We start from the raw sequence: 6,576 nt of genomic DNA, 5'->3' as shown, positions 1-6,576 counted from the left end.
GGAAACGCAAACGCCTTCCACAGAAGAGCGAACGGATCGAAGATCCGGAGCTTGTACGGGAAGAGCGGTTGTTTCTTGAGAACTCAACAGCGCGTGTTTAATTTTCTTTCAGCCATAGTTTGTTTTGGCCCCGTCACACACGGACCTAGGCGTCCGAACGTGTGAAGGGTTCCTTTGATTGATCACTCTAGTGATCGGTCAGGATTTCTTCTAGGTTTACCCGACCAAGAGCTGCCCCACGGGGCGCCGGGTCGGGTTGATGGACCTTTATGGAGAGTTTGATCCTGGCTCAGGACGAACGCTGGCGGCGTGCTTAACACATGCAAGTCGAGCGGTAAGGCCCCTCCGGGGGTACACGAGCGGCGAACGGGTGAGTAACACGTGAGCAACCTGCCCCTGACTCCGGGATAAGCGGTGGAAACGCCGTCTAATACCGGATACGACCTCCCGGCTCATGCCGGAAGGTGGAAAGTTTTTTCGGTTGGGGATGGGCTCGCGGCCTATCAGCTTGTTGGTGGGGTAAAGGCCTACCAAGGCGATTACGGGTAGCCGGCCTGAGAGGGCGACCGGCCACACTGGGACTGAGACACGGCCCAGACTCCTGCGGGAGGCAGCAGTGGGGAATCTTGCGCAATGGGCGAAAGCCTGACGCAGCGACGCCGCGTGGGGGATGACGGCCTTCGGGTTGTAAACTCCTTTTACCACTCACGCAGGCTCCCAGTTCTCTGGGGGTTGACGGTAGGTGGGGAATAAGGACCGGCTAACTACGTGCCAGCAGCCGCGGTAATACGTAGGGTCCGAGCGTTGTCCGGAATTATTGGGCGTAAAGAGCTCGTAGGCGGCGTGTCGCGTCTGCTGTGAAAGACCGGGGCTTAACTCCGGTTTTGCAGTGGATACGGGCATGCTAGAGGTAGGTAGGGGAGACTGGAATTCCTGGTGTAGCGGTGGAATGCGCAGATATCAGGAGGAACACCGGTGGCGAAGGCGGGTCTCTGGGCCTTACCTGACGCTGAGGAGCGAAAGCATGGGGAGCGAACAGGATTAGATACCCTGGTAGTCCATGCCGTAAACGATGGGCGCTAGGTGTGGGGACTTTCCACGGTTTCCGCGCCGTAGCTAACGCATTAAGCGCCCCGCCTGGGGAGTACGGCCGCAAGGCTAAAACTCAAAGGAATTGACGGGGGCCCGCACAAGCGGCGGAGCATGTTGCTTAATTCGACGCAACGCGAAGAACCTTACCAAGGTTTGACATCACCCGTGGACCTGCAGAGATGTGGGGTCATTTAGTTGGCGGGTGACAGGTGGTGCATGGCTGTCGTCAGCTCGTGTCGTGAGATGTTGGGTTAAGTCCCGCAACGAGCGCAACCCTTGTTCCATGTTGCCAGCACGTAATGGTGGGGACTCATGGGAGACTGCCGGGGTCAACTCGGAGGAAGGTGGGGACGACGTCAAGTCATCATGCCCCTTATGTCTTGGGCTGCAAACATGCTACAATGGCCGGTACAATGGGCGTGCGATGCCGTAAGGTGGAGCGAATCCCTAAAAGCCGGTCTCAGTTCGGATTGGGGTCTGCAACTCGACCCCATGAAGGTGGAGTCGCTAGTAATCGCGGATCAGCAACGCCGCGGTGAATACGTTCCCGGGCCTTGTACACACCGCCCGTCACGTCATGAAAGTCGGCAACACCCGAAACTTGCGGCCCAACCCCTTGTGGGAGGGAGTGAGTGAAGGTGGGGCTGGCGATTGGGACGAAGTCGTAACAAGGTAGCCGTACCGGAAGGTGCGGCTGGATCACCTCCTTTCTAAGGAGTCTTTTTCAGACCNTACACACCGCCCGTCACGTCATGAAAGTCGGCAACACCCGAAACTTGCGGCCCAACCCCTTGTGGGAGGGAGTGAGTGAAGGTGGGGCTGGCGATTGGGACGAAGTCGTAACAAGGTAGCCGTACCGGAAGGTGCGGCTGGATCACCTCCTTTCTAAGGAGTCTTTTTCAGACCAGCCTTTGTCTATGGTTGGTCGGACTCGAAAGTGGACCCAAGGGCCTTTGGTTGCTTGGGATGGTTATTGGAGAATTGGACTTTACCCCTGGGGTGGCTAGAAGGCTCTNAGTCGGCAACACCCGAAACTTGCGGCCCAACCCCTTGTGGGAGGGAGTGAGTGAAGGTGGGGCTGGCGATTGGGACGAAGTCGTAACAAGGTAGCCGTACCGGAAGGTGCGGCTGGATCACCTCCTTTCTAAGGAGTCTTTTTCAGACCAGCCTTTGTCTATGGTTGGTCGGACTCGAAAGTGGACCCGTTGCTTCCCCTTGTGGGGGAGTTTTGCNNNGGATCAGCAACGCCGCGGTGAATACGTTCCCGGGCCTTGTACACACCGCCCGTCACGTCATGAAAGTCGGCAACACCCGAAACTTGCGGCCCAACCCCTTGTGGGAGGGAGTGAGTGAAGGTGGGGCTGGCGATTGGGACGAAGTCGTAACAAGGTAGCCGTACCGGAAGGTGCGGCTGGATCACCTCCTTTCTAAGGAGTCTTTTTCAGATCAGCCTTTGTCTATGGTTGGTCGGACTCGAAAGTGGACCCGTTGCTTCCCCTTGTGGGGGAGTTTTGCGGGATGGTTGTTGGAGAATTGGACTTGACCCCGGGGTTTCCTAGAAGGCCTTGGGGGCGCGCTGTTGGGTGTCTGAGGAAGCAACCTTGTGTTGGTTCCCGCGGACCACCGCCCTGAACTCCCGGAACATGTGGTTCTNCCTGGACCGTTTGGTTCTGGTTGGTTCCCGCGGACCACCGTCCCGAACTCCCGTGGGGTTGGTTGCCTGTTGGTGGCTGGCTCTTTCGGTGTGAGGTAGGGGTGTTTGTGGTTGGTGTTTTGATTTGTGAATAGTGTGCGCGAGCATCTTATTATCTGTAGTGGCCAAGTGATAGTGGCATACGGTGGATGCCTTGGCACCAGGCGCCGATGAAGGACGTGGGAGGCCGCGATAGTCCACGGGGAGTTGTCAACCGAGCTTTGATCCGTGGGTGTCCGAATGGGGAAACCTAGCCCGAGTTGTGTCGGGTTGCCGCTGTCTGAATGTATAGGGCAGTTGGTGGTGACGCGGGGAAGTGAAACATCTCAGTACCCGTAGGAAGAGTAAACAACAGTGATTTCCTGAGTAGTGGTGAGCGAAAGGGAATGAGGCTAAACCATGTGCGTGTGATAGACGGCAGTCGTTGCGTGTGTGGGGTTGTGGGGTGCATCTTTTCGGGTCTGTCGGCCTGGAGCGTGCAGAGCAGAGATAGTNNNCGTTGGGAAGCGGTACCGGAGTGGGTGAGAGTCCCGTAGGTGAAGGAAGAGCCCAGGTGTTGGTGTTGCCCCGAGTAGCGCGGAGCCCGAGAAATTCCGTGTGAATCTGGCAGGACCACCTGCTAAGCCAAAATACGTCCTGGTGACCGATAGTGCACTAGTACCGTGAGGGAAAGGTGAAAAGTGCCCCGGTGAGGGGTCGTGAAATAGTACCTGAAACCGTGTGCTGTCAAGCCGTCAGAGCTGGTCCTTGTGGCTGGTGATGGCGTGCCTTTTGAAGAATGAGCCTGCGAGTCATGGTGTGTGGCGAGGTTAACCCGGGTGGGGTAGCCGTAGGGAAACCGAGTCTGAAGAGGGCGTTGGAGTCGCATGCTGTGGACCCGAAGCGGAGTGATCTACCCATGTCCAGGGTGAAGCGGGGGTAAGACCTCGTGGAGGCCCGAACCCACCAGAGTTGAAAATCTGGGGGATGAGGTGTGGGTAGGGGTGAAAGGCCAATCAAACTCCGTGATAGCTGGTTCTCCCCGAAATGCATTTAGGTGCAGCGTCGCGTGTTTCTTGCTGGAGGTAGAGCTACTGTTTGGCTGATGGGCCCGACCAGGTTACTGACGTCAGACAAACTCCGAATGCCGGTGAAGTGAAGCGTGGCAGTGAGACTGCGGGGGATAAGCTTCGTATGTCGAGAGGGAAACAGCCCAGATCATCAGCTAAGGCCCCTAAGCGTGTGCTAAGTGGTAAAGGTTGTGGAGTTGCCCAGACAACCAGGAGGTTGGCTTAGAAGCAGCCATCCTTTAAAGAGTGCGTAATAGCTCACTGGTCAAGTGGTTCTGCGCCGATAATGTAGCGGGGCTGAAGCACACCGCCGAAGCTGTGGAGCCCGATCCTTTGGNNNCTGACGTCAGACAAACTCCGAATGCCGGTGAAGTGAAGCGTGGCAGTGAGACTGCGGGGGATAAGCTTCGTATGTCGAGAGGGAAACAGCCCAGATCATCAGCTAAGGCCCCTAAGCGTGTGCTAAGTGGTAAAGGTTGTGGAGTTGCCCAGACAACCAGGAGGTTGGCTTAGAAGCAGCCATCCTTTAAAGAGTGCGTAATAGCTCACTGGTCAAGTGGTTCTGCGCCGATAATGTAGCGGGGCTGAAGCACACCGCCGAAGCTGTGGAGCCCAAACTTGTTTTGGGTTGGTAGGGGAGCGTCGTGCATCCGGTGAAGTCGTCGAGTGATCGTGCGGTGGAGGGTGTGCGAGTGAGAATGCAGGCATGAGTAGCGAGAGCAGCGTGAGAAACGTTGCCGCCGATTGACTAAGGGTTCCTGGGGCAGGTTAATCCGCCCAGGGTGAGTCTGGACCTAAGGCGAGGCCGACAGGCGTAGTCGATGGATAACGGGTTGATATTCCCGTACCCGTGCATGAGCGTCCATGCTGAATCAGGTGATGCTAACCACGTCTGCTGGTTCCGGGACCTTCGGGTTCTGGTTCTTTGCGGGCNTGCATGAGCGTCCATGCTGAATCAGGTGATGCTAACCACGCTGGACCTTTCGCCGGCCTTCGGGCTGGTGTTGGTGTCTGGTCTGGGAACCGATCTTGTAGTAGGCAAGTGATGGGGTGACGCAGGAGGGTAGCTCTACCCGGCGGTGGTTGTCCGGGGGTAAGCGTGTAGGCCGGTGTGTTGGCAAATCCGCACACCAGAGGGTTGAGACGTGATGCCGAGCCGTTTTTGGTGAAGTGAGTGATCCCGTGCTGTCGANCTGGGAACCGATCTTGTAGTAGGCAAGTGATGGGGTGACGCAGGAGGGTAGCTCTACCCGGCGGTGGTTGTCCGGGGGTAAGCGTGTAGGCCGGTGTGTTGGCAAATCCGCACACCAGAGGGTTGAGACGTGATGCCGAGCCGTTTTTGGTGAAGTGAGTGATCCCGTGCTGTCGAGAAAAGCCTCTAGCGAGTTCGTGTGTGGCCAGTACCCTAAACCGACGCAGGTGGTCAGGTAGAGAATACCGAGGCGTTCGGGTGAACCATGGTTAAGGAACTCGGCAAATTGTCCCCGTAACTTTGGGAGAAGGGGAGCCCTGTCTGGTGAAGGACTGTGCGTCTGGAGCTGGGTGGGGTCGCAGATAGCGGGGGGAAGCGACTGTTTATTAAAAACACAGGTCCGTGCGAAGTCGTAAGACGCTGTATACGGACTGACGCCTGCCCGGTGCTGGAACGTTAAGAGGACTGGTTAGCGGGGTTCGTCTCTGCGAAGCTGGGAATCTAAGCGCCAGTAAACGGCGGTGGTAACTATAACCATCCTAAGGTAGCGAAATTCCTTGTCGGGTAAGTTCCGACCTGCACGAATGGCGTAACGACTTCCCCACTGTCTCAACCATGGGCCCGGTGAAATTGCACTACGAGTAAAGATGCTCGTTTCGCGCAGCAGGACGGAAAGACCCCGGGACCTTCACTATAGCTTGACATTGGTGTTTGGGATGGTTTGTGTAGGATAGGTGGGAGCCTTGGATATTGCCACGCCAGTGGTGATGGAGGCGTTGGTGAAATACCACTCTGACTGTTTCGGGCATCTAACCTTGGGCCGTGATCCGGTTCGGGGACAGTGTCTGGTGGGTAGTTTAACTGGGGCGGTTGCCTCCTAAAGAGTAACGGAGGCGCCCAAAGGTTCCCTCAGCCTGGTTGGTAATCAGGTGTTGAGTGTAAGTGCACAAGGGAGCTTGACTGTGAGACGGACGTGTCGAGCAGGAGCGAAAGCTGGGACTAGTGATCCGGCACCGGCGTGTGGAAGCGGTGTCGCTCAACGGCTAAAAGGTACCCCGGGGATAACAGGCTGATCTTCCCCAAGAGTCCGTATCGACGGGATGGTTTGGCACCTCGATGTCGGCTCGTCGCATCCTGGGGCTGGAGTTGGTCCCAAGGGTTGGGCTGTTCGCCCATTAAAGCGGCACGCGAGCTGGGTTTAGAACGTCGTGAGACAGTTCGGTCCCTATCCGCTGTGCGCGTTGGAGACTTGAGAAGGGCTGTCCCTAGTACGAGAGGACCGGGACGGACGAACCTCTGGTGTGCCAGTTGTCCTGCCAAGGGCATGGCTGGTTGGCTACGTTCGGGAGAGATAACCGCTGAAAGCATCTAAGCGGGAAGCTTGCTTCGAGATGAGGTCTCCTGCCTCCTTTGAGAGGGTAAGACTCCCTATAGACGATGGGGTTGATAGGCCGGGTGTGGAAGCCTTGTGAGGGGTGGAGCTGACCGGTACTAATAGGTCGAGGGCTTGTCCGCTGCAGATAATTGGGTGCTCGCGCATACTTGTTCAC

The 6,576-nt window shown here is 57.0% G+C and carries 2 rRNA genes; both read left to right on the top strand.

The window, feature by feature from the left end:
- Window positions 1-266: 266 nt before the first annotated feature.
- Window positions 267-1,802, top strand: a 16S ribosomal RNA gene (locus IDM40_RS27670).
- A 1,105-nt stretch (window positions 1,803-2,907) separates the two neighbouring features.
- Window positions 2,908-6,542 (top strand): 23S ribosomal RNA (locus IDM40_RS27665).
- The 16S and 23S rRNA genes sit together here, the layout of an rRNA operon.
- The last annotated feature ends 34 nt before the right edge of the window (window positions 6,543-6,576 follow it).

Origin of the sequence: Nocardiopsis coralli (assembly GCF_014892575.1) — a bacterium.
Taxonomy (GTDB): domain Bacteria; phylum Actinomycetota; class Actinomycetes; order Streptosporangiales; family Streptosporangiaceae; genus Nocardiopsis; species Nocardiopsis coralli.
The sequence above is the reverse complement of the archived record's forward strand: the minus strand, read 5'-3'. Positions and strand labels throughout refer to the sequence as shown.